Consider the following 17,101-nt stretch of genomic DNA (forward strand, 5'->3'; position numbering starts at 1 on the left):
CTGGTCACCGAAAGAATCACGACCGATCAGGAGGATAGAGGCAAATCCTGAATCAGCTTGATCGGACTGGCGCAGGCATCGACACCTCACGGGGCTCGACGAGGATGTCCGCCTCGATCGCGGCATTGATGAACGCCGCCCGCGCCACCGAAGCCTCTTTCTTTCCTTCAAGCACGGCCAGGCAGGCCTTGCGAGCGACCATGTGTCTTTGCCCTGTCGCAACCGGCCACCGGTTCATCAGGATGTCGGCGGCTTGAGCGACCCTCTCCACGTTGAAGATCGTGTTCCCAGAGCGGCCAAGCGCAATCCTGACCGGCTCGTCGAAACGCTGGTCCCGCACCACCTCACCTCCCGAAATCGAACGTGCCGACCTAATTTCCGCTATTGTGATAGGTTCCGGAAGGAAGGTGCAAGATGTCCGATTCCAATAGCCAGAAAAGTCCCAAGCTGATCGTCGTGGTCGCGTTCAATCGTGGCGAGGATGGCGAATTGTTTGCGGCCTTCGGCCCTGTCGACCAGCAGAGCGAGGACCGTGCGATACGCACAGCCAGGGCTCTGGCGGCAAAACATGCCGGCGTCATCGCCTGGAGCCGCGAGGCCGACCCGACGATGGGCGAATATGGCCCGCCGAACACGCTGTTTGTCTTTGGCGACGTACCGGACATGGAGTAATCGGTTGGCGCTAGGAGTTTGGCCCACGCTCAATATCGGCGGCTGGGCCAGAAATATCGCTGCAAATCCAATTGGCTGGGCGGCACTCCAGACAAGGCCAGAAAAATAAAATGTCGTTTTGATATTTGCTCATCTGAAGGAACTGTTTTCTCTCGATACCGTTTATCTGCAGGTCGTTTATCCCAATGACCTCCACAGAGAGGAATATCCAGATGAATTTCAAGATGCTCACGATGGGCGCGATGGCGCTTGCGATGATGACTGGTTCAGCGCTTGCCGGCGGCAGCACCGGAACATCCGCGCTCGACGATCCGGCAAAGATGGCGCCCTTCTTCACCGACGCCGGCATGAAGACCATGAAGTCCGAGGCGGAATTCAAGGCCGCCTGGATGGCCATGAAGGAAGAAGACCGTGCAGGCATGATGAAGGAATGTGGCGACGAGGCTATCGCCAAGTCCCATGACAATTTCTGCAAGATGACCAAGCAGCTCGGCGGCGCGAACTGACGCATTTCGATTTGGGCGCATGCCCGGATCAAGACAGCCAAAATAGGCGGGCCAAGTGCCCGCCTATTTTCAATGCAATGTGGATATCACGTCACCGCGCCAGGCGGATTCAATTCGCGACAACGGGCGGGTAAAGGTATATGTCCATGCTTGGAGAGGCAAAACGCCGCTCGTTTGGCTTTGTGCCCATGTTTCAACCCATCGCGAATATCGAAGACGCGCAGACGCTGGCGCAGGCGATCGTCAACACGATCACCGAGCCGTTTCTCGTCCTCGACGAGCAGTTTCGCGTGCTGGCGGCCAGCCGCTCCTTCTACAATACATTCGAAGTCGACCCCGCGCAGACCCAGGGCTCGCTGCTCTACGCGCTCGGCGACGGTCAATGGGATATTCCCGCCCTTCGCCTGTTGCTGGAGACGATCATTCCCGAGAAAACCGCCATGGACGGTTTCGAGGTCGAGCATGATTTCCCGCGGATCGGCCGCCGCACTATGCTGCTCAATGCCCGCAAGGTGCTTTACGACCATAGTTCAGCCATCACCATCCTTCTCGCCTTCAACGATATTACCGCCCGTCGGGTGATCGAGAAAGAGAAGGAGGAACTGCTCAAGCGCACCGAAGATCTGCTCCACCAGAAAGACGTGCTGCTGCGCGAAATGGAGCACCGGGTTGCCAACAGCCTGCAGATCATTGCCAGCATCCTGTTGCTGAAGGCGCGCTCGGTCACGTCGGAAGAGACGCGCCAGCATCTCAAGGACGCCCACCAACGGGTTCTGTCCGTGGCCGAAGTGCAGCGCCATCTTCACACATCGGCCGGCATCGACGAGATCGACGTTGGCTCCTACCTTTCGAAACTGTGCGGCAGCCTTGCCTCATCGATGATTGGGGAAGTCCAGCCGATCGACGTTACCGTTATTGCCGAAAGCGGCAGGATCGATTCGCAGCGCGCCGTCAGCCTCGGCCTGATCGTCACCGAACTCGTTCTGAACGCCATTAAATATGCCTTCCCCAAGGAGAAGACCGACGCCCGTATCCAGGTAACGTTCGAGACCGCGGGCAGTGACTGGAAACTGACGGTTTCGGACAATGGCGTCGGCAAGATCGCCAACGACATACCGGCCACCGGGCTTGGAACGGCCATCATAGAGGCGCTGGTGAAACAACTGGAAGCCAAGGTGGAAGTCATTAGCGATACCGACGGCACAAGCGTGTCGGTGACCCGGGCGACGTTTACCTCACGGGTGCCGCGGGCGGCTTGAAACCACCACCCCGATGCACGCCTCCCGAGGGCTGATCTGGTTGAAGGGATGGCTGCCCGAAACCATCGGGGCTTCAGCGCATCCGGCCCCCGCCAACTGCCGCGCGTTGCCAGCAGCGACCAGGCAAATTTGCACGTCATCTTCCCTGGCGTTCATCCGACCCTTCTTGCTGTTCAGGCAGGGCGATCAATACGGCGGATGGCCTTGATGGTCTCTGCCTCCGCCACCCCGATCAGCGCATCGATTCCCTGGATGGTCTCGATATGACCGCGAGCCGCCACCATCCGTCGCAGGGCGTGAAGATCATCGCGAATTTCGCAGAGTGTTGTCCGGAGCGTCAGGGGCATTATCAGCCTTCCACAACTCAACGGTACCAGCGCAAGCCGGTTCCCTCGACCGCAAAAGCAAAAGCCCGCTACGGCAAAACCGGAGCGGGCCTTGGAGGAGGACAAGGGGTGGGACCCTCTCCTCTTGTTTCCACGGGGGGTGTGGACCGCAATCACCATAGGAGATTCTTGCGGAACGCCGGATCACAAGCCGACCTGAACTCATCACAATCCGGTGCGCCGCGCTGTTGACGCAGTCACGAGATTGCGAGCCCGGCGATGACCGGTCGGAACGGCTAGATGCGTCCGAGCACGACAAGCACGATGATGATCAGCAGCACCAGTCCAAGCCCGCCGCCGCCATAATATCCGGTTCCGTAGAACGGACCGCCGCCGAGGCCACTGAACCCGCCGAGCAGCGCAATGATAAGAATGATGATTAGTATGGTGCCTAAGCTCATGGGCTTTCCCGCTCCTGTAGGCGCTGACGCGCCGGTCTCAACATCGCGCCATGCGCATGTTGCTGGGAATGAACGCTTTCAGCGCGTTAGCGTTCCGCGCCACCTGTTGGCAGCGGAAGACGGAAGATACACTGATTCACGCGACACTCAACACGTCGACGCAGCGTCTTCATCCCTGCCTGTCCGACATGTCGGCGACGACACTCGGCAGATCCGGATGGCTGGGATTGCTCGGATTGCCGGGTTGGTTCCGCCACCGACGTTCTTGCCTTGCAGCTTCGCGATCCAAAACTCGTCCAGCCCCGATTGCGGCCCTCACCGTCATCGTCCGTCGACGCCTGACGATGTGCCGAGACTTTGGGTTCAAGAATCCCGCCCTACCCCAGATACGCGTTGCTGAAATACCCCGCAAAATCCGGACGTTGCTTGACAACGCCGCCATCGGCATCGCGTAAAATACCGGCGGCGAACAGATAGTCGCCGATTGCTTCCATCTTGGCCGGATCCATGGTGCCGATGGCGCCGCTTTGGCTGCGCAAGAAGTGTCCATCAATCAGTGCCTTCAGCGAAGCGCTGATCAGCGCCGGATTGGTCAAGGCATCCTTGTTGGCCGCGATCAACAATGCGGCAGCCTCATCGGGATGATCGGCGGCGAACTGGTAGCCGCGCCGCGTCGCCAGGACGAAGCCGGCCGCGACTTTCGGGTTGGCCTGGAGATAGGCTTCGCTCGACGAGATCAGCGTCGTGTGCTCGTCGGGCACACCATGGTCGGCATAGACGAAGCTGCGCTGCTTGATGCCTTTGAGCTCGGCTTCGACACCCTCCCAGGTCGCGACCTCGAGCGTGAAATCGACCGAGCCGTTGGCCAGCGCTTCATAGGCCGAGGTGCCGAGCGTCACCGTCTCGAAACTGCCCTTGCCGCCGTCGTGGCGGATGATGGTGCCGATCAGCGCGTTTTCCCAGGCGCTGCCGAAGCCGCCATAGGTCAAGCCGTCAAGGTCCCTCGGGCTTTTGATCTCGCCGCGCGCGGCATTGAAGACCACTCGGCCGGTTTCGGATTGCACCACGGCATAGACGGCCTTCAAGTCGGCCCCGGCGGTTTTCTGGGTGAAGAGGCTGATGGTGCCGTTGATGCCGAAATCGGCGACGCGGTTGGCGACGAGCGTGCCGGCACCGGTGTCGCTGTAGGGCAGGATATCGACCTCGAGGCCGGCCTCGCGATAGAACCCCTTGTCGCGGGCGACAAACAGCCCGATGTGGTTGGTGTTGACCGTCCAGTCGAGGGCGACGGTGACTTTTCGCGCCGCCGATTGCGCTTGAGCCCGGCCCGCCCCGGCAACAAGCGGAAGACTGGTGGCAAGGGCCAGCAACAGGGCCTGGCGGCGCGTCAAGTCAGTCATGATCGTATCCTTTGGGTGGTTGCGGGTTGGGCTCGGGGTTGAGAATGATGTCGAGGATCTCGGCTTCGACGCTTGCTTGCCGCGCGGTATCGCCGCCAAGGCTGCGCGGGCGCGGCAGTGGCACCTTGATTTCACGGACGATGTGGGCCGGGCGCGCCGACAGCACATAGATGCGGTCGGACAGGAACACGGCTTCACGCACGTCGTGGGTGATCAGCAGTGCTGTCCAGCGGTGGTGGCGCCACATCTGCTCCAGCCAGCGCTGCATGGCGGTGCGAGTCAGTGCGTCGAGCGCGCCGAACGGCTCGTCGAGCAGCAGCATGTCGCGCTCCTGCACCACTGTGCGCAGCAGAGCCGCCCGCTGGCGCATGCCGCCCGAAAGCTGCGCCGGAAAATGCCGCTCGAAGCCGGCAAGACCGAACTCGGCAAAGAGCGGTGCGACACGCGCCCGCGCCGCCTTTCGCCTGACGCCTTGTACTTCGAGCCCGAGCGTCACGTTGTCGAGGATACGCCGCCACGGCATCAGCGCATCGCGTTGCGGCATGAAGGCGAAATGCCCGCCGTGGTCGTCGAGCGGCGCGCCGTCGAAGAACATCTCGCCGCCGCCGTGCTGCGCGCCGGTCAGGAGCTGGAACAGCGTCGACTTGCCCGCGCCCGAGGGACCAAGGATGGAAACGAATTCACCGGCGCCGACGCGAAGCGAAATGTCGGCGAGCACCTCGAGCCCGCCGAACGCCTTGCGCACATGCCGCAGTTCGAGCCGGCTCATCGCCCTGCCCCCTTCCCCTGAGCTTGCCTGTCGGCCCGTTCCCAGGGCATGGCCAGGTGCTGCAGCAGCACTGTCAGTCCAAACAGGACAAGCGTGACCGCGGCGCTGACGCCGACGGCGGCCAGCACCAGATCGGGGCGGAAATTGTTCTTGGCATTGAGCATGTAGATGCCCAGCCCCTTCGCGGCACCGGCATATTCGGCGAAGATGGCGCCAACCACGGCGTAGGTGATGGAGATCCTCAAGCCGGCGAAGAAATAGGGCAGCGCCGAAGGCAGCCGCGCCAGCACGAAGGCGCGCCAGCGCCCTGCTCCCATGGCGCGCAGCACCTGGCCGATCTCGGCCTCAGTCGCCTCGTAGCCCTGCACCAGAGCCACCAGCATCGGAAAGAAGGTGACCAGCGCTACCAGCAGGACCTTGGGCATCAGCCCGAAGCCGAACCACAGCACCACCAGCGGCGCGATGGCGACCAGCGGCAGGGTCTGGCTGATGACGAACACGGGAAACAGCGCGCGCCGCAGCGGTTGGAAAAAGTCGACCAGCATCGACAGCGCGAAGGCGGCGCTGAGCGAACAGGCAAAGCCGAATAGCGTGGCGCGGATGGTGGGAATGGCATTGTCGACCAGCGCTTCGCGATTGAGCATCGCCTGCGCGAAGACGCGCGACGGCGCCGGCAGTATCGTCGGCTTGATGCCGGAATAACGGGCGCAAAGCTCCCACGCCAGCAGGAGCAGCCCGACCGAGATCACCGCCGGCGCTGCCTTGGCGAAGAGGCCCGCGAGTTGACGCGGGTAGTTGGACGACGATGAGACCACGGGAGATGTCCTTGGACGGGCGCTCGCGCACAAGCGCGGGCAGGCTCAGCCAGCGGTGGGGCTGTTGGCTGAGACCGTGACGTCGAGGGTTACGTGGCCGGCGCCTGGCCCGAAGCGGCAGAAGGCCTCGTTCAGCGCCGAAAAGATCGCGCCGGCATCGCCGCGCAATTTGGTGCAGAAATTCTTGGAGCGCTCATAGACGCCGGACTGCTTCAGGAAGTCGATGCAGCCATAAATCTCGTCCATGTGATCGTCGGTACCCATCACATAGAGCGAGAACTGCGCTGCCGCCGGCTGGCCGATGACAGCGGTTTCACGCACCGTGCGGATGGCAGCCTCCTTGCGCGGGCCGAGCGGTCCGACAGGTCCGCCAAACGCGTCGGAGCGGCAGATCGGATCGTCGGGCTCGCCCGGGCAGCCGCGCGAAATGGCCGCCGACAGCACGCAATGCTTGCCGCTGCGAACCGCCGCCACGAACAGGTCGCGCAGAGCCGGGAACAGGACTTCGGGCGGCCCAACCAGCAAGGTCGAGATATCGTCGGTCTCGATCCTTAGCCTGTCGCGGTAGGGATCGAGCGCCCCGAGCGCGCCAAGGATGACACCGACGAAATCGTCGGCCATGGGATATAGGGAAATCTGTGCGCCTGAAAACATCGCCCGCCTCGCTCCGCTGGTATTACCCAGATCAGCTTCTAGGGTCTGTGGGCTTGCCGCCCCCCGTCTCAGCCCCGACCGTACGGAGCACCCCTGTGGATGGCCGCGTTAAAGCACCATTCGAGCTGAAGCGAAAGCCGTTTTTTTGCGCACCGCGCCAAAAGCATTGCGCCAGGCGCCGACGGCAGTCCGCCGGACACCACCTCGCCGACAGCGATTGTGGCAAATAGGCTACAGGCCTGCGGCGGACGATCATCTCTGCCCGGGCTTGCTTTTCACTTTGCCGAAAAGTCGCATTACCGGGCGCGTTTCCGTGACTGGAGCGCGTGCGAACATACTTCGCACTTTCAGGAGCCGTTTGAGCAGGCGGCCATAGGTGAGATACAGAACCCTGCCATCGGCAAGATCGAACTCCACCGTCCCCCATCGCTTGACCGGCGCCTCTCCGGTGGGAGGACCCAGCCTGCGGATCTGCAATGCCAACCTGACCTTGCGGCCCGCGATCACGAGAAAGATGCCCGGATGCAGACCCAGCACATGCCACAGCCGCGCAACATGCTCGATCGACATGGCCTGCGAGATCATCAAATGGGCGGGCTCTAGCCGCGCCCAGACGAAGTCGCCGGCTGGCTGCGGCACCCCTGACAAGGCGCCCTTGCAGTAGGCCGGCGCCGCCTCGCTCACCAGCATCCGCATCGCGGCCGCCGCTGCATCGACCAGGCTCTGTCTCGACATCCAGTCCGCTTCGGAAAAAGGCACCTGTCCGAGGATGTCGCCGTCGTCGAAATGGGCGGACATCCTGTGCAGCGTCACGCCGCCGTGAACAGCATGCTGACCGTCCACGGCCAGACGGTGGAAAGGGTGCGGGCCACGGTAGTTGGGCAGCAGCGCCGGGTGAAGGTTGAGCCCGCCTTTGGGAAAGCGGCCAAGCAGGTCGTGGGGGATCAGGGCCGGGAAAGCATAGCAGATCAGCACATCGGCTGTGGCTTCAGACAGTTGCCGGTCAAGCTCGCCCCAGTCGTAAGGCCGGCCGAATTCAATCAGCTTCACCCGGGCGTTGCCGAGATAGCGCCGGAGCAGGAGCTTGCGTTTCAGCCTTCGACGGAAATTGCCGATGCTGAAGCCGGTGGGCCGGCGTCGGAAGCCAGGCACGACGATCGCGCCGATGTGGTTTCCCGCCTCCACCCAGCCGGCAAGCAGCGGCCCGGTGTAAGCAGAGATGTCCAGGATGAAAACGGCGCTGATCGGCCCCTCACGACCGGCGGGGTCAGTCGAATTCATCTTCCAACGTCCGGTCAGACAGTGCCTTCCTCGCCACCATTCTGCGAGCGGCGATCCAGGCCGACCTCACGAACCGAGCCGCGCCTGTCAGCCGGCCGGTTTGGGTGAAAGCGCCCCCGCGGCGGTGACGACCGAAAGTCGTTCGCGTTTCACCAGCACTGGCTTTTCGTAGATCTTCTTCATGTCCACCCCCGAAAGCAAACTGAAATCAAATCAACATCCGCAGTTGGCCAGCGGCGCAGCAAACTGTCAACCACCAGGCAGAGTTTGGCGGCCGGCATCGGCATGCCGCAGGAAATCGACGAAGGCGCGCACGGCCGGCGGCGTTTGGCGCTGCTTCTGGTAGCAGAGGAACCAGCCAGGAAAAGTCGCGCACCAGTCGTCCAGCAGCGGCACCAGTTTGCCGGCCTCGATCAGCGGGCGAACCAGATCTTCCGCCCAGAAGGCAATGCCGACCCCCTGCACCGCGGCGGCAATCGCCATGTCACGGCTGGAAACGACAAGCGGACCGTTGACCGCGACCGAGAGCCATTGGCCTTCCCTGGCGAACTCCCATTTGTAGGGGCCACTGCTGCCCGGCCGGCGCCAGTTGATGCAGCGATGCTGGAGCAAATCCGCCGGTGCCGACGGTGATCCGTGGCGGGCGATGTAGTCCGGCGAGGCCACGGCGAGTTGGCGCTGCTTGCCGCCAAGCGCCACGGCGACCATGTCGGCTTCGAGGAATTCGCCGAGTCTCGCGCCGACATCATAGCCAGCCTCGACAATGTCGATGGCGGCATCGTCGATCGTCACGTCGAGAACGATGTCCGGCCATGCCTCGTGGAAGTGGCCGAGCACAGGCTCCAGATAGGTGGCAGCGGCAACGCTCGGCATATGGACGCGCAAAACGCCGGCCGGCGTGTCGCGCAAGGCAACGGCATCGTCGACCGCCGCTTCCATCTCGGCCATGGCCGGCGCGAAGCGCGCTAGCAGGCGCGCGCCGGCGTCGGTCAGCGACAGGCTGCGGGTGGTGCGGTTGAGCAGCCGCAGGCCAAGCCGCGCTTCGAGCTGACGGATCGTCTGGCTGAGCGTTGATGCCGAAATCCTGAGTTCTTCGGCGGCGCGGGCAAAGCTGCCATGCGTGACAACAGTGGCAAAGGCCTTCAGTTCAGCATAGTCGCTGCCACGCATTATGCCAGATTCTCCAATGAGTGCTGTCGAATCCTATCGCATTATCGGCACGACGTCTGTCACCTAGTTTGCGGAGACGCCTCGAACGGCATCCAATCAGGATCGGTCCGGCATCATCTGAATCTCCTTCTGAGCAGGAGCCACGAACATGCGGAAACTCAACGGAAAAATCGCTCTGGTGGCCGGCGCGTCCTCAGGCATCGGCGCGGCGACCGCGCTGGCGCTGGCGGCAGAAGGAGCCACCGTGGCCATCGCGGCGCGGCGCCGGCAGCGGCTTGATGACCTGGCCATGCGCATCAGCGATGCCGGTGGCGAGGCGCTCGCCATCGAGGCCGACATTACCGACGAGGCACAAGCCACCGCCATGGTCCGGCGAGTGCTGGAAAGCCACGGTCGGCTGGACATGCTGTTCAACGTCGCTGGCGTCGGGGTCGCTGCCCCCTTCCAGAACACCACCACTCGTGAGTACCGGCAGATGGTCGACATCAACATCCTGGGTCTGCTCTACACGATCAACGCGGCACTGCCGGCGATGAAGCGGCAGGGATCAGGCCACATCGTCATCGTCTCGTCCGGCACCGGCCGCTACATCCACCCTTCGGTGGTCTATTCCGGCACCAAGCACGCGGTGAGCGCCATGGCGGAATCGCTGCGCCGCGAAATCGGCAGGGACGGCATCCGGGTTACCGTGATCGAACCGGGCGCGGTGAGGACCGAGTTCACCGCCAACATGCGCGACGATGTGCGGTTGGCGGTCGAGCACCGGCTGGGCGACATGGAGCAACTGGAGAGCGAGGACATCGCTGCCGCGATGCTTTACGCGGTGTCGCAGCCGCCAAGAGTCAACGTCAACATCCTGACGCTCTACCCGACGCAACAGGCTTGATCCGCGATAGACGGCGAGGCGAAGATCGGGGCCTTGACCCCGATCCCGTGAGCCTTACGAAACGGCCTTCTCACGAACCGGCAGCTTCCAGCCCGGTCGGACGAAATGGCAGGTGTAGCCGTTGGGGTATTTCTCCAGATAGTCTTGATGCTCGGGTTCGGCTTCCCAGAAGGGACCGGCCGGCGCGACTTCGGTCACGACCTTGCCCGGCCACAGACCAGAGGCATCGACATCGGCGATGGTGTCTTCGGCAACGCGCTTCTGTTCGTCGCTGGTGTAGTAGATCGCCGAGCGATAGCTCATCCCGACATCGTTGCCCTGGCGGTTGCGCGTCGTCGGGTCGTGGATCTGGAAAAACCGCTCCAGCAATGTGCGATAGCTTATCGTGGCCGGATCGAAATTGATCTCGATGGCTTCGGCATGGGTGCCGTGGTTGCGGTAGGTTGCGTTGGCCACATCGCCGCCACTGTAGCCGACACGGGTGGAGATGACGCCGGGATAGCGCCGTATCAAATCCTGCATGCCCCAGAAGCAGCCGCCGGCAAGCACTGCGCGTTCGGTCGAAGTCGCCATATCACGTCTCCTCTCAAGGCAATTCCAGGAAAAGCGTGTAGCGGTTTTCCGTCCGGAATTGCGCAAAAATGAATTGGATTTCTCCATAAATGGGCATTGTCGCCGGCTTCGTCCAGTGGCCAACGTCCGACGCGGCGGGCAGCGGTCAATTGTCCTGATCCTCAGGCGGGGCCGGCGGATCACTTGGCAGATCGTGCGTTCCCGGGGGAATGACGACAAAGTTCATTGCCACGGGCGGCGCCTGGCGTGACCAGCCGAGCATGACGGTCTTGACCGGAAGTGCCTTGATCCATGGCATGAGCCGGCGCGGCGGCGTTTGGCTGCCCTGCCAGATCAGCAGCATGCCCTGGTCCTGCAGCCGTTTTGGCGTGATCCATGGCGCAAACCGCATGTCGAGGCCGGTAAAGATCGAGGGCTCGTCATAGGCATTCAGCCCGGCAAGCATGGCCAGCCCTGTGTCACCGCCGACGATGCCCAGCCGACCTTTGCTGGCCTCGTGCCAGACAGTTTCCGCTTCATCGGACACCAATTGCGCGGGCCAGCAAACGGGTTGCATGTGTCCGAGGACATTGCAGCTTGTCGATCGGATCGTCGCATAGGCCCCGGATACGCCGATGACGCACACGAGCGCACAGATCGCGAGCCTGCGCATCTCGGAGATGCCGAGCCGATTGCCAAGCCAGGCAATGGCCACGATGCCGACAAGATTGTACATCGGCGCGCCCCACGCCTCCCCCGCTCCCGTGAACAGCGAGGCCACCATGACGAGAATGGCCGGTCCAAGCCCCATCCACAAGAGATAGGTGAACGCCCTCGGCTCGACTGGCGCCTCGCGCACTGACACGACCTCGTGCGGCGGTTCGCGCCGCAACAGCCCGGATATGGCGAGAACGGCAAGGAAGCCTGTCAGCCCGGCCAACTGCACGCCGATGTAGTAGAGACGGGCGCGGTGGGCCATCACCCAGTCATCGCGACCGGCGACATAGGTCAGCGGCAGGAAGTCGATGCGGTAGAGTTGGACGGCCAACGGCGCCGCGACGGCAAGGAACACGGCGAGCCCGAGCCATGGCCAAGGCGTGGCGAGCCGACCGCGTGCCCGCGTGTCCGACAACAGCCAGATCGCGCCGAACAGCAACAGCAGACCGGTGGAAAACTTGGCGTAGAGCCCGACCCCGGACACCAGTCCCAGCACAATCCACCACCATCTGGAGCCAGTGTCGCGGGTTGCACGCCACAAAAGCCATGAGATGGCGGCCCAGAAAGGCATCTGCGCGTAGTCGTGATTAAACTGCGGGGTGGGCCAGCCGAAGAAATAGATCGACGGCATCAAAAGCACGGCGGCCAGAGCGCGGGTTCGCCCAAGCATGTCGCGGGCCAGCAGATAGACGAAGATGAAGGTTGCCGAAACGACGAGCTGCGAAAGCAGATATTGCGGCCAGCGGAACGACCCGGTCAGAAGATGGCTGGCCTCGAGCAACCATGCTGGAAGCTGCGGGTGCTTGTAGGTCAACAGCACCCATTCGCGTCCCCACATGAAACCCTCGACGACATCGCCAGGCGGCGCGGTGTCGACAAGTGCCGGCGCCACAGTCCAGCACAGGATCTGGGTCAGGCACAAAAGCGCGAGAACGACTTCCGGATAACGGATCAGGCTCGACCAGATCGACGACGGGTGCCGGCCACTCGCAGCAGGCAGGCCGACCGTCAGCCAGCTGTCCATGGATTCATCGATTCTCGCCATGCGGTGTGTAAATCACACCGGACCATTTTCCGAACAGCCCAGAAATCGAAACTTACGAAAATGTATACTTATATGACCATTGCAAAACCAAGATTGAGGCGGAGTTTGTCGCTCCGATGCTGACCTCACTTCGAATACAAAGCAGAACAGCGATGGAAGACGCCACCAGGCAGCCTCTCGAAAATGTCGAGCCTGCGGAACAAGCCACGCATCAGGGCGGTTCATTTCTGACCCACGACGCCTGTCATCCCAGCCACGTGCCGGGCGAGATGGCGGCGGACGTCACCTGCCTCTGAGCGGATCAGCCCGCCGCCCTCCAAACCTTCAAAGTTTCGCCAGGATTACAATGCGCCACCACCATGCCGTCATTCACTACCGAGCGCTCGATTTCTGGATGGCGCGTGCCGCCGTCCTCATCATCATCTGCCTGCAGCTTCTGTTCATCAACAACCTGTCATTCGGGCCACGCTGGCTGGCGCCGGCACTGGAAGCCGCCCTGTTGCTGCCCTTGTCGGTGGCAACGGCCTGGACCCAGGCTGCCACCAGAAAGGCGGTCGAGGATCACGAGTGGCATGCGATCGGCCAGTTTCGCGTCATGATCCGCAGAACGGCACTGACCATGACAGCCGTCATCAGCATCATGAATTGCGGTTCGCTGGTCCTGCTGGTGCGTGCCTTGCTGGAGGGCCATGCCGGCAGCAGCGGCACGACGCTCTTGGTCGACGCGCTCAACATCTGGGTGACCAACGTCATCGTCTTCGCCTTGTGGTTCTGGAGCACCGACCGCGGCGGACCGCCGACCTGCGGCCTCGTCAAGCTCGCCCAGGCCGATTTCCTGTTTGCGCAGATGACACTGAACGACCGTGAGCTTCGCGACTGGCTGCCAGGTTTCGTCGACTATGCCTTCCTTGCCTTCACCAACGCGACGGCGTTTTCGCCCACCGATACCTTGCCGCTCTCCCAGCGCGCCAAGCTGCTGATGATGGCGGAGGCCATGATCTCGCTGCTGACCATCGCGCTGGTCGCCGCCCGCGCGGTCAACATCCTGGCTTGAGGCTTGCCAGGCCGGATCGCTGACGCAAGGCTCGTTGAGCGGATGGCCAGGACTGCTCGGGCCGAAACGCAAAATAGCCCGCCAGGCGGACCGGGCGGGCTATTGGTTGTCTTGGAGTCTGGTCGGCTACGTCGGGATCAAGCAGGAGACGGTCGCTTTAAAGCGCGGCAATCGAAACATGCTTGGTCACGGCCAAACTCCCGGCAAAACACCCTATTCCATGCAACTGAACACGCAAGATGGCATGCGCTGCCCGGTCCAGCCGCTTCAAGGATCATCCTGGATCACTCTTCAGCAGACGGCTTGAACCTTCTCACCACGAACTCGAACAGAATATCCGAGATCCACATCGCCGATACGCCGATCAGGAAGGCAGCGGCAAGCGTGGTCGTGTCGTCGGCCGGATCAGGCATCGGCAGGCCACTCGCCTTGAAATAGGACACGACCGGCAAGGTCAGATACGCCGCCGCCAGCGCGCCGCAGATCGGCGAGGCCACCATTTCCCGCAGCTTGTACCGGTGCCGCGATAGCGCGCGCAGAACCCCGCCCGCAAGTCCGGCTGCGACGACAGGTCCCTTGATGCCGAGCAGGTCGAAGAAATCGTGCATCATGGCCTCCATCCGCAAAGCTTCTGGCCCCTTTCATTGTGAGCCAGGATCGCCGCCACCGACGCGTCGGAAAGCGTCGCCACCTCTTCCCTTGCCGGCCGAATGGGATGCTCGACCGCGCAGAACGACCCGCCAACCGTGGTGCAGCCGGCCAGCATGAGTAAAATCGCTATGACTTTGCCCATTTGCCCAGCCTCGCCCGGTTGTCATCCGGCGCCCTGCCGGCGACGGCATCATCGATCTTCTGGGCTTCGGTGCGGGCCGCCGCATCCGCGGCCACCTGCCTGGCTTTCTGGCTGGCCTTGCCCTTGGCGTAGGCGGTCCAGAGACCGGCGATCGCCATGAGGCCCGCGAGAAGATATGGCCAAAGCTGCTCGATGAGCGCGGTTGCGATCGGTACGAGCGACATCTCACTTCTCCCCGGCTGGTGGCGCGACCATGCCGCCCGGGCCATCGCGCAGCGCGTTGATGATGATCTTTGCAAGAGCGATGGCGCCGCTGATCTGAAGCGCGGTGCGATCGGTCAGGCCGAACATCGTCCAGTCGAAGCCGACCAGGGCGCCACCGCAGATGATCGCGATCAGCGTGTTGAGGACATTGTGCAGCGCGTTGGTGTTGAACCATTTCATCAGAAGATGCTCCATAAAAGCTCGGTGACGTGGCGCCAGAAGGCCGCAAGCGCCGTGACGATGAGGGCGAAGACGCCAGCCGCGATAGCCGCCTTGCCGCCGGATGATTTCGGTTTTGCCGAAGCCGCGGGCCGGACCGCCGGAGCTTCGCCGGCAGGCGAAACGGGAATTCCCGTTTCGGCAGACGGACCCGGCGCGCCCGGGGGTATCGGGGCGGGCTGTGAAGGCATTGCGGGCGCGGCAGGGTCGTGAACGACCACCGGAATGGCGGGCGGGGGAGCGGCGGGAAAAGCGATCCCCGCACTGTCCGGCCAGACCTTAGCCGCCTTGGCCACGCCTTCTGGTCGGAGAGCCCAATCGCGCCGCCGTTCACTGCCTTGCACACACCGGCGACATCGTTCCCGTCGGCCAGCGCATTGATGTTGCGCTTGCTCCAGTAGATCGTGGCCGCCAGCAGGGCGCCGGGGAAGCCCCGCAGCAGATCCGGGTTTGCGACCACAGGCAGCCCAGTCGCGGCCTCGACCTCCTCGAAATTCTCGCGACCGGTGTTCTGAAGCAGCCCGGAACCGCGATATTTCCACCCGTCGCCGGCCCCGATATTTCCAAGCCGGCCGCCATAGACTTTTTCGGCGAGTTTCACCGGATTGTTGGCAAAGGGCCTGGCGGAGGCGCCCGTCGGAAACCGGCTCGGCCACACCTCATGCGCGCGCCGCGCCGAATAGTTCAGGTTCTCCTCGAGCATGTGAAGGCCGCTAGTCTCGACGCAGACGCGCGCGAAGAAGTGGCGCACGCGGATCGGCGTGTTGATGCCGGCCCCTGGTCGAGCAGATGAAGGTTGTCGACAATGCCGGCGATGATCGTCTTCGAGGCGTTCGGGCACAGCTGGGCGAGCGCCTCCGCAAAGGTGCGGGCCATGGGGATTCCTCTCCGCCCTCGCGGGCAGGTTGTGATGATTGAAGTTTGGTTGACGATGGTCATGGTCAGACGATCCCGTGCAAGGCGGTAGCGAAGCGGTGCCACGCGGGGTAAGGCGACTAGCAGGCAGGCAGGCAGCGATGCGCCCTGCTTTCGCGACAACTGGAATTTCAGGACCGGCGGGTGTCGGAGACGCAGGTTGGGCTACTGGTGATGCCAGCAAGCGTTTCGCCTTGCCGCGCCTTGGCCCGGCGGCATCGTCAGCCATCGGCTTGCCCCATGGCGCCGGCATCGCTGGCGGAGATGCCAGCCTTCGGCATCGATCTGGCCGGTTTCTTCGAGCGGGCGGATTTCTTCCTGGCCTTCCTGGCGCGCTTCGGCCTTGTCGTCCCGGCAGGCTTCGCCGCCTGGGCAGGCTTCGCCACCCGGGCAGGCTTCGCCGCGCCGGCCCTGAGGCGCGCCATGGCGAGGCCACCGGTCCCTGCTTGCGGGAAAGAGAAGCCACCAGCCGCGTCCCGCACCATGCCGATCAGCACGCCGGACGCCACCTGCTCGACGCGCCCCAGACGCGTCCGTGGCGCCGCCCCCTCGAACTCGCCAATGGCGCTGACGATCTCGCGGCCGTCATCGTCGATGATGATGGTGGCGTAGCGGTGGGGCATGGTCTTCTCTTGAAGGCTTCAATACGGTTGTTCAAAGAACTTTCAGCGCTCGGCCGATTACAAGAGGCCGGCAGAAAGCGAGCCTGATTTGCCTCGATATTGTCCGCTGGATGTTCATCTCGATTTCGACTGCAATCGGAGCGACCTGCTGCAATTGCGCTGGACGAATGAGGCGGTGGTCGCGGACTTCCTCATCCCCGATGACGACGATCATATGCTGCGCGTGCAATTTCGAGACGAGGTGATCGTACGCATCCTTGATGAAATGGCGCTCAGCACCGAGCATGAGAGCACGCCCAAGGAAGGACTTGTCGCGAACCACTTCGCCTATCGGGTGGAAGGCGCAGTCTTCGAGAGCACGCAGTCCGAAACCTGGCGATCGACACGGTCACCGGCGAACCACTATCGCTTCGTCACCGGCTGGGCTTGCGTGGATGTTCTATCCGCCAGCGAACCGAGCTTCGAGGTAATCAACCGGGTAAGGATTTCCGAAAGAGACGCGTCAGGCACCACACCCCAGATGTGACCACTGCAAGTGCCAGAAACACAAAACCCGCCTCGGCGGCGGGTCGTTGGCGCAAATCAGCACCATGGACAAATATGTAGCATGGCTGCCCTCACCCAGTCAACGATTTTTTAGGAAAAAATTCCTTCTCCATTTTTCCGGCCAAGAGGTGACCGGCATCGCTGAAGGGTGGCGGGAAAACAAAAACCCGCCTT

23 protein-coding genes and 1 riboswitch are annotated in these 17,101 nt (G+C 62.7%); of the genes, 7 read left to right on the forward strand and 16 right to left on the reverse strand.

Features of this window, described 5'->3' with window-relative positions:
- Positions 1 to 52: 52 nt before the first annotated feature.
- Positions 53 to 340 (reverse strand): DUF982 domain-containing protein, encoded by a 288-nt coding sequence (locus BLS48_RS20475; protein WP_091581609.1) that lies wholly within the window; start codon positions 338 to 340, stop codon positions 53 to 55.
- Between the two features lie 74 nt (positions 341 to 414).
- On the opposite strand from BLS48_RS20475, the gene BLS48_RS20480 reads away from it, so the two are divergent.
- From BLS48_RS20480 to BLS48_RS20490, 3 genes are all read left to right on the forward strand, one after another.
- Entirely contained in the window at positions 415 to 672 is a 258-nt protein-coding gene (locus tag BLS48_RS20480) for a hypothetical protein (protein ID WP_091581265.1), read from the forward strand.
- Between the two features lie 212 nt (positions 673 to 884).
- Positions 885 to 1,178: a hypothetical protein gene (locus BLS48_RS20485; protein ID WP_091581268.1), complete on the forward strand. Its 294-nt coding sequence runs from the start codon at positions 885 to 887 to the stop codon at positions 1,176 to 1,178.
- A 188-nt stretch (positions 1,179 to 1,366) separates the two neighbouring features.
- Entirely contained in the window at positions 1,367 to 2,437 is a 1,071-nt protein-coding gene (locus tag BLS48_RS20490; protein ID WP_091581612.1) for a sensor histidine kinase, read from the forward strand.
- A 173-nt stretch (positions 2,438 to 2,610) separates the two neighbouring features.
- Here the strand turns inward: BLS48_RS20490 and BLS48_RS35710 are convergent, their stop codons facing one another.
- From BLS48_RS35710 to BLS48_RS20530, 9 genes are all read right to left on the reverse strand, one after another.
- Positions 2,611 to 2,784, reverse strand: a complete 174-nt coding sequence (locus tag BLS48_RS35710) for a hypothetical protein (RefSeq protein WP_167365167.1) — start codon at positions 2,782 to 2,784, stop codon at positions 2,611 to 2,613.
- Between the two features lie 275 nt (positions 2,785 to 3,059).
- On the reverse strand, positions 3,060 to 3,224 hold the full coding sequence (locus tag BLS48_RS20495; protein WP_091581271.1) for a DUF3309 family protein: 165 nt from the start codon (positions 3,222 to 3,224) through the stop codon (positions 3,060 to 3,062).
- A 377-nt stretch (positions 3,225 to 3,601) separates the two neighbouring features.
- Entirely contained in the window at positions 3,602 to 4,624 is a 1,023-nt protein-coding gene (locus BLS48_RS20500) for an ABC transporter substrate-binding protein (protein ID WP_091581274.1), read from the reverse strand.
- Positions 4,617 to 5,393, reverse strand: coding sequence for an ABC transporter ATP-binding protein (locus BLS48_RS20505; protein WP_091581276.1), 777 nt, complete (start codon positions 5,391 to 5,393; stop codon positions 4,617 to 4,619). Before BLS48_RS20505 ends, BLS48_RS20500 begins: the two co-directional genes overlap by 8 nt.
- Positions 5,390 to 6,208 (reverse strand): ABC transporter permease, encoded by an 819-nt coding sequence (locus BLS48_RS20510; protein ID WP_167365168.1) that lies wholly within the window; start codon positions 6,206 to 6,208, stop codon positions 5,390 to 5,392. Before BLS48_RS20510 ends, BLS48_RS20505 begins: the two co-directional genes overlap by 4 nt.
- Before the next feature lie 45 nt (positions 6,209 to 6,253).
- Positions 6,254 to 6,862, reverse strand: a complete 609-nt coding sequence (locus BLS48_RS20515) for a YkoF family thiamine/hydroxymethylpyrimidine-binding protein (protein WP_091581617.1) — start codon at positions 6,860 to 6,862, stop codon at positions 6,254 to 6,256.
- Positions 6,853 to 6,967: riboswitch (TPP riboswitch) on the reverse strand. Its footprint overlaps the gene before it by 10 nt.
- Before the next feature lie 147 nt (positions 6,968 to 7,114).
- A complete protein-coding gene (locus BLS48_RS20520; RefSeq protein ID WP_091581279.1) occupies positions 7,115 to 8,143 on the reverse strand; it encodes a formyltransferase family protein in 1,029 nt (342 codons plus the stop codon).
- Between the two features lie 87 nt (positions 8,144 to 8,230).
- Positions 8,231 to 8,326, reverse strand: coding sequence for a hypothetical protein (locus BLS48_RS20525; protein WP_091581282.1), 96 nt, complete (start codon positions 8,324 to 8,326; stop codon positions 8,231 to 8,233).
- A gap of 66 nt (positions 8,327 to 8,392) precedes the next feature.
- Entirely contained in the window at positions 8,393 to 9,313 is a 921-nt protein-coding gene (locus BLS48_RS20530; protein ID WP_091581284.1) for a LysR family transcriptional regulator, read from the reverse strand.
- 148 nt (positions 9,314 to 9,461) lie between these two features.
- Between BLS48_RS20530 and BLS48_RS20535 the strand changes: the two genes are divergently transcribed.
- A complete protein-coding gene (locus BLS48_RS20535) occupies positions 9,462 to 10,199 on the forward strand; it encodes an SDR family oxidoreductase (protein ID WP_091581287.1) in 738 nt (245 codons plus the stop codon).
- 54 nt (positions 10,200 to 10,253) lie between these two features.
- Here the strand turns inward: BLS48_RS20535 and msrA are convergent, their stop codons facing one another.
- Together msrA and BLS48_RS20545 are read right to left on the reverse strand one after the other, a co-directional pair.
- Entirely contained in the window at positions 10,254 to 10,772 is a 519-nt protein-coding gene (gene msrA, locus BLS48_RS20540) for a peptide-methionine (S)-S-oxide reductase MsrA (protein ID WP_091581290.1), read from the reverse strand.
- Between the two features lie 145 nt (positions 10,773 to 10,917).
- A complete protein-coding gene (locus tag BLS48_RS20545) occupies positions 10,918 to 12,492 on the reverse strand; it encodes a glycosyltransferase family 39 protein (protein ID WP_244529717.1) in 1,575 nt (524 codons plus the stop codon).
- Between the two features lie 173 nt (positions 12,493 to 12,665).
- On the opposite strand from BLS48_RS20545, the gene BLS48_RS35715 reads away from it, so the two are divergent.
- Positions 12,666 to 12,809, forward strand: a complete 144-nt coding sequence (locus tag BLS48_RS35715; RefSeq protein ID WP_167365169.1) for a hypothetical protein — start codon at positions 12,666 to 12,668, stop codon at positions 12,807 to 12,809.
- A gap of 50 nt (positions 12,810 to 12,859) precedes the next feature.
- Positions 12,860 to 13,567, forward strand: a complete 708-nt coding sequence (locus BLS48_RS20550; protein WP_091581295.1) for a hypothetical protein — start codon at positions 12,860 to 12,862, stop codon at positions 13,565 to 13,567.
- Positions 13,568 to 13,851: 284 nt separating this feature from the next.
- On the opposite strand, the gene BLS48_RS20555 is transcribed toward BLS48_RS20550, so the two are convergent.
- The 4 genes from BLS48_RS20555 to BLS48_RS20580 all read right to left on the reverse strand — a co-directional run bounded on the left by BLS48_RS20555 (position 13,852) and on the right by BLS48_RS20580 (position 16,381).
- Positions 13,852 to 14,175 (reverse strand): hypothetical protein, encoded by a 324-nt coding sequence (locus tag BLS48_RS20555; protein WP_091581620.1) that lies wholly within the window; start codon positions 14,173 to 14,175, stop codon positions 13,852 to 13,854.
- Between the two features lie 169 nt (positions 14,176 to 14,344).
- A complete protein-coding gene (locus tag BLS48_RS20565; protein WP_091581299.1) occupies positions 14,345 to 14,584 on the reverse strand; it encodes a hypothetical protein in 240 nt (79 codons plus the stop codon).
- A gap of 1 nt (position 14,585) precedes the next feature.
- Positions 14,586 to 14,804: a hypothetical protein gene (locus BLS48_RS20570; protein WP_091581623.1), complete on the reverse strand. Its 219-nt coding sequence runs from the start codon at positions 14,802 to 14,804 to the stop codon at positions 14,586 to 14,588.
- A 1,175-nt stretch (positions 14,805 to 15,979) separates the two neighbouring features.
- Positions 15,980 to 16,381: a hypothetical protein gene (locus BLS48_RS20580; RefSeq protein ID WP_091581305.1), complete on the reverse strand. Its 402-nt coding sequence runs from the start codon at positions 16,379 to 16,381 to the stop codon at positions 15,980 to 15,982.
- Between the two features lie 154 nt (positions 16,382 to 16,535).
- Here BLS48_RS20580 and BLS48_RS20585 point away from each other — a divergent pair, with 154 nt between their 5' ends.
- Entirely contained in the window at positions 16,536 to 16,907 is a 372-nt protein-coding gene (locus tag BLS48_RS20585) for a hypothetical protein (protein WP_244529719.1), read from the forward strand.
- Positions 16,908 to 17,101: the final 194 nt, after the last annotated feature.

This window comes from Mesorhizobium qingshengii, from assembly GCF_900103325.1.
GTDB lineage: Bacteria > Pseudomonadota > Alphaproteobacteria > Rhizobiales > Rhizobiaceae > Mesorhizobium > Mesorhizobium qingshengii.

Excerpts from the sequence above, each read along its gene's own strand:
- BLS48_RS20570 (WP_091581623.1), bottom strand. The coding sequence starts at position 14,804 with ATGAAATGGTTCAACACCAACGCGCTGCACAATGTCCTCAACACGCTG.
- BLS48_RS20480 (WP_091581265.1), top strand. The coding sequence starts at position 415 with ATGTCCGATTCCAATAGCCAGAAAAGTCCCAAGCTGATCGTCGTGGTC.
- BLS48_RS20520 (WP_091581279.1), bottom strand. The coding sequence starts at position 8,143 with ATGAATTCGACTGACCCCGCCGGTCGTGAGGGGCCGATCAGCGCCGTT.
- BLS48_RS20485 (WP_091581268.1), top strand. The coding sequence starts at position 885 with ATGAATTTCAAGATGCTCACGATGGGCGCGATGGCGCTTGCGATGATG.
- BLS48_RS20530 (WP_091581284.1), bottom strand. The coding sequence starts at position 9,313 with ATGCGTGGCAGCGACTATGCTGAACTGAAGGCCTTTGCCACTGTTGTC.
- BLS48_RS20565 (WP_091581299.1), bottom strand. The coding sequence starts at position 14,584 with ATGTCGCTCGTACCGATCGCAACCGCGCTCATCGAGCAGCTTTGGCCA.
- BLS48_RS20500 (WP_091581274.1), bottom strand. The coding sequence starts at position 4,624 with ATGACTGACTTGACGCGCCGCCAGGCCCTGTTGCTGGCCCTTGCCACC.
- BLS48_RS20550 (WP_091581295.1), top strand. The coding sequence starts at position 12,860 with ATGCGCCACCACCATGCCGTCATTCACTACCGAGCGCTCGATTTCTGG.
- BLS48_RS35715 (WP_167365169.1), top strand. The coding sequence starts at position 12,666 with ATGGAAGACGCCACCAGGCAGCCTCTCGAAAATGTCGAGCCTGCGGAA.
- BLS48_RS20555 (WP_091581620.1), bottom strand. The coding sequence starts at position 14,175 with ATGCACGATTTCTTCGACCTGCTCGGCATCAAGGGACCTGTCGTCGCA.
- BLS48_RS20490 (WP_091581612.1), top strand. The coding sequence starts at position 1,367 with ATGTTTCAACCCATCGCGAATATCGAAGACGCGCAGACGCTGGCGCAG.
- BLS48_RS35710 (WP_167365167.1), bottom strand. The coding sequence starts at position 2,784 with ATGCCCCTGACGCTCCGGACAACACTCTGCGAAATTCGCGATGATCTT.
- BLS48_RS20505 (WP_091581276.1), bottom strand. The coding sequence starts at position 5,393 with ATGAGCCGGCTCGAACTGCGGCATGTGCGCAAGGCGTTCGGCGGGCTC.
- BLS48_RS20495 (WP_091581271.1), bottom strand. The coding sequence starts at position 3,224 with ATGAGCTTAGGCACCATACTAATCATCATTCTTATCATTGCGCTGCTC.
- BLS48_RS20545 (WP_244529717.1), bottom strand. The coding sequence starts at position 12,492 with ATGGACAGCTGGCTGACGGTCGGCCTGCCTGCTGCGAGTGGCCGGCAC.
- BLS48_RS20535 (WP_091581287.1), top strand. The coding sequence starts at position 9,462 with ATGCGGAAACTCAACGGAAAAATCGCTCTGGTGGCCGGCGCGTCCTCA.
- BLS48_RS20515 (WP_091581617.1), bottom strand. The coding sequence starts at position 6,862 with ATGTTTTCAGGCGCACAGATTTCCCTATATCCCATGGCCGACGATTTC.
- msrA (WP_091581290.1), bottom strand. The coding sequence starts at position 10,772 with ATGGCGACTTCGACCGAACGCGCAGTGCTTGCCGGCGGCTGCTTCTGG.
- BLS48_RS20580 (WP_091581305.1), bottom strand. The coding sequence starts at position 16,381 with ATGCCCCACCGCTACGCCACCATCATCATCGACGATGACGGCCGCGAG.
- BLS48_RS20525 (WP_091581282.1), bottom strand. The coding sequence starts at position 8,326 with ATGAAGAAGATCTACGAAAAGCCAGTGCTGGTGAAACGCGAACGACTT.